Raw genomic sequence first — 4,345 nt, forward strand, 5'->3', positions numbered from 1 at the left:
GCTCGCGAAAGCGGTGTGTCAGCCAATACAGATAGAGCCTGACCCACCGCATTCGCGAGCAAGCCCGCTCCCACATTGGACATTTGTCGCCTTCGAGAACATGCCCAACTCATGAGAACCGAACATGAATAGCTTATTCAAACTGGTGCTCCAACGCCTGGCCCTCGGCCTGCTGTCTTTGTTCGCCGTGTCGGTGATCATCTTTCTCGCCGTGGGCATGCTCCCGGGGGATATCGCCCAGGCCATGCTCGGCCAGTCCGCCACGCCGGAAACCGTGGCGGCGTTTCGCGCGCAACTGGGCCTGGATCTGCCGCCGCTGACGCGCTTCGCGCACTGGCTGCTGCGTCTGCTGCACGGTGATCTCGGCGCTTCGCTGGCCAACCAGCGACCCATTGCCGAGTTGATCGGCGCGCGCCTGGGCAACACCTTGAGCCTGGCCGCGTTGGCGGCGTTGGTCTCGGTGCCCACGGCGCTGGTGCTGGGGATGCTGGCGGCGTTGTACCGCAACAGCTGGTTCGATCGCCTGCTCAATACCTCGGCGTTGAGCGCGGTGTCGTTCCCGGAGTTCTTCGTCGCGTACCTGTTGATCCTGGTGTTCTCGGTGAAGCTGGGGTGGTTTCCCAGCCTGTCCAACCTGGCCCCGGATGCCAGTTTCGGCACCATTCTCGAACGCTCGGTGTTGCCGGTGGCCACCCTCAGCCTGGTGGTGATCGCGCAGATGATGCGCATGACCCGCGCCTCGCTGATCAACCTGCTGGCCAGCCCGTATATCGAGATGGCGCGCCTGAAGGGCATCCGTCAGTCACGGATTATCTGGCGGCACGCGCTGCCCAATGCGCTGGCGCCCATCGTCAATGTGGTCGCGCTGAACCTGGCGTACCTGGTGGTGGGCGTGGTGGTGGTCGAGGTGGTGTTCGTGTACCCGGGCCTCGGCCAGTTGCTGGTGGACTCGGTGTCCAAGCGCGACATTCCGGTGGTGCAGGCCTGCAGCCTGATCTTCGCCGCCACTTACATCCTGCTCAATACCGGGGCGGACGTGTTGTCAATCGCCAGCAACCCACGCCTGATGCATCCGAAGGGGTAGACCATGAGCCTGTTGAGCCAAGTGGCCCGGGCGCCGTTGAGCGCCAAGTTCGGCCTGCTGATCATTGTGTTGTACATCGTGGTGGCGGTGTTTGCGCCCCTGCTGGCGCCCTACGGCGAAACCCAGGTGGTGGGCGAGGGCTTTGCACCGTGGAGCGGCCAGTTCCTGCTGGGCACCGATAACCTGGGGCGCGACATGTTCAGCCGCCTGGTGTACGGCGCGCGCAATACCCTGGGCATCGCGTTCCTGACCACGACCCTGGCGTTTCTGCTCGGCGGCCTGTGTGGTTTGGTCGCCGCGATCAAGGGCGGCTGGATCGACCAGGGCTTGTCGCGGGTGGTGGACATTCTCATGGCGATCCCGCAGCTGATCTTTGCCTTGCTGATTCTCAGCGTGGTGGGCACCAACGCCACCTCGCTGGTGCTGGTGATTGCGCTGCTGGATTCGACGCGGGTGTTTCGCCTGTCCCGCGCCGTGGCGATGACCGTGGTGGTGCAGGACTTCGTCGAGGCTGCCCGCCTGCGCGGCGAAGGCCTGTGGTGGCTGGTCACCCGCGAAGTGCTGCCCAACGCCGCCGCACCGTTGATTGCCGAATTCGGCCTGCGCTTCTGCTTTGTATTCCTGTTTATCAGCGCGCTGTCGTTCCTCGGCCTGGGCATCCAACCGCCCACCGCCGACTGGGGCAGCATGGTCCGCGACAACGCGGTGTTGATCACCTTCGGCGATATCAGCCCGTTGCTGCCGGCCCTGGCAGTGGCGTTGATCACCGTCAGCGTGAATTTTGTCGTCGACTGGATGCTGCATAAATCCAGCGGCCTGAAGGAGTGTTGAGGATGGACAAGCCCTTGTTGGAAATCCGCAACCTGCAGATCGAGGGACATTACGAGGACGCCTGGCACCCGCTGATCAAGGGCATCGACCTGACCTTGCAGCGCGGCGAAGTGCTGGGGCTGATTGGCGAGTCGGGGGCGGGCAAATCGACCCTCGGGCTGGCCGCCATGGGCTATGCGCGCGACGGTTGCCGCATCACGGGCGGCTCGGTGTGTTTTGACGGCATTCAACTGCTGCAGGCCAAGCCCGAAGCGCTGCGCAAGTTACGCGGCTTGCGCATTGCCTATGTCGCGCAAAGTGCGGCCGCGTCGTTCAACCCGGCGCATCGGCTGATCGACCAGCACGTCGAAACGGCGGTGATCAACGGCGGCATCAACCGTGCCCAGGCCGAGCGCGAAGCGGTGGAGTTGTACCGCGTGCTGCGCCTGCCCAACCCGCAGACCATCGGCCAACGTTATCCCCATCAGGTTTCCGGCGGCCAGCTGCAACGGGTGATGACCGCCATGGCGATGGCGTGCCACCCCGACCTGATCATCTTTGACGAACCCACCACCGCCCTCGACGTCACCACGCAGATTGAAGTCCTCGCGGCGATCCGCGATGCGGTGAAAACCTTCGGCAGCGCCGCGCTGTATATCAGCCACGACCTGGCGGTGGTCGCGCAGATGGCCGACCGCATCATGGTGCTGCGCCACGGCAAGCTGGTGGAAGAGGCCGACACCCGCAGCATGCTCAGCCAGCCGCAGCAGGACTACACCAAGTCGCTGTGGGCAGTGCGCAGCTTTCGCACCGAGCCCAAGCCGTGCCCGGTGCAGGAGCAGCCGCTGCTGGATGTGCGCCAGGTGTGCGCCAGCTATGGCCATCAACCGGTGCTGCAGGAGGTGTCGATGAAGCTGTATCGCGGCCAGACCCTGGCGGTGATCGGCGAGTCCGGCAGCGGCAAGAGCTCCACCGCGCGCCTGATCACCGGCTTGCTCCCGGCCACGAGCGGGCAGGTGCTGTATGACGGCGAGGCGTTGCCGGTGGACTTTCGCCAGCGCAGCAAGGAGCAGTTGCGGCGCATCCAGATGATCTACCAGATCCCCGATACGGCGCTGAACCCGCGCCAGCGCATCGTCGACATCATCGGCCGGCCGCTGACGTTTTACCTGGGCCTGAAGGGCAAGGCCCTGCGTGCGCGGGTCGCCGAGCTGCTGGAAATGATCGAGCTGGACCCGGCCACCTACATGGAGCGCCAGCCGCGAGAGTTGTCCGGCGGGCAGAAGCAGCGCATCTGCATCGCCCGCGCCCTGGCGGCCGACCCGCAATTGATCATCTGCGATGAGGTTACCTCGGCTCTCGATCAACTGGTGGCCGAGGGCGTGTTGAAACTGCTCAACCGCCTCCAGCAGCAACTCGGCGTGGCCTACCTGTTCATCACTCATGACGTTGCCACCGTCCGCGCGATTGCCGATGAAGTGGTGGTGATGCAGCGGGGCAGGGTGGTGGACCAGGGCAGCCGCAGCGCGATTTTCACCCCGCCGTACCAGGACTACACCGGCCTGTTGTTTTCATCCGAACCTGCGATGGACCCGGACTGGCTCGATCACTTGCTGGCCCAACGGGCGGCGCCCACTGTTTGAGGAATTCACATGAAGGTTTTGATTGTTCACGCGCACCCTGAACCGCAGTCGTTTACCGCCGCCTTGCGTGATCAGGCCATCGCCACGTTGAGCGCGCAGGGGCACGAGGTGCAGGTCAGTGATTTGTACGCAATGCAGTGGAACCCGGTGGCGTCGGCCGCGGACTTTTGCGCGCGGGAAAACCCTGACTACCTGGTGTATGCCCTGGAGCAGCGCCTGGGGGTGAAGAAACAGTCGATCGCGGCGGATATCCAGGGCGAGTTGGACAAGCTGCTCTGGGCTGACCTGCTGATCCTCAATTTTCCGATCTTCTGGTTCTCGGTGCCGGCGATGCTCAAGGGCTGGATCGACCGCGTACTGGTGTCGGGCGTATGTTACGGCGGCAAGCGGTTTTACGATCAGGGCGGGCTGGCGGGCAAGCGGGCGTTGGTCACGGTGACCTTGGGCGGGCGTGAACACATGTTCGGCGAGGGCGCGATTCACGGGCCGTTGGAGGACATGTTGCGGCCAATCCTGCGCGGGACCTTGGCGTATGTCGGGTATGAAGTGCTGGCGCCGTTCGTGGCGTGGCATGTGCCGTATATCAGCGATGAGGCGCGGCAGGCATTTCTGATCGCGTACAAGCAGCGGCTGCAAGGGCTGGCGGATGAGCAGCCGTTGGTGTTCCCGAAAATGGCGCAGTTCGATGAGGCGCTGTATCCCCTTTCTTGAACTTGTCACCGGCCGAATGTGGCAGCGGGCTTGCCTGCGGTTGCGGTACATCCGCTACAGATCTGTAGCCTGACACACCGCTATCGCAGGCAAGCCC

General features: G+C 64.0%; 4 protein-coding genes. All 4 read left to right on the plus strand.

From position 1 onward, the window contains the following. Positions 1-124: 124 nt before the first annotated feature. From QMX97_RS31670 to QMX97_RS31685, 4 genes are read left to right on the plus strand one after another with little or no spacing between them, the layout of a single operon-like run. The gene (locus QMX97_RS31670; protein ID WP_065905584.1) at positions 125-1,084 is read left to right on the plus strand and encodes an ABC transporter permease; all 960 of its coding nucleotides are present in this window, start codon (positions 125-127) and stop codon (positions 1,082-1,084) included. 3 nt (positions 1,085-1,087) lie between these two features. Further along, positions 1,088-1,915, plus strand: a complete 828-nt coding sequence (locus QMX97_RS31675) for an ABC transporter permease (RefSeq protein ID WP_065905585.1) — start codon at positions 1,088-1,090, stop codon at positions 1,913-1,915. A 2-nt stretch (positions 1,916-1,917) separates the two neighbouring features. After that, positions 1,918-3,537: an ABC transporter ATP-binding protein gene (locus tag QMX97_RS31680; RefSeq protein WP_106804471.1), complete on the plus strand. Its 1,620-nt coding sequence runs from the start codon at positions 1,918-1,920 to the stop codon at positions 3,535-3,537. Between the two features lie 9 nt (positions 3,538-3,546). Continuing rightward, positions 3,547-4,248 carry an NAD(P)H-dependent oxidoreductase gene (locus QMX97_RS31685; protein WP_282398219.1) on the plus strand — a complete coding sequence of 234 codons (702 nt, stop codon included), beginning with the start codon at positions 3,547-3,549 and terminating at the stop codon, positions 4,246-4,248. The last annotated feature ends 97 nt before the right edge of the window (positions 4,249-4,345 follow it).

Origin of the sequence: Pseudomonas sp. PS01298 (genome assembly GCF_029959745.1) — a bacterium.
Lineage (GTDB): Bacteria > Pseudomonadota > Gammaproteobacteria > Pseudomonadales > Pseudomonadaceae > Aquipseudomonas > Aquipseudomonas aylmerensis.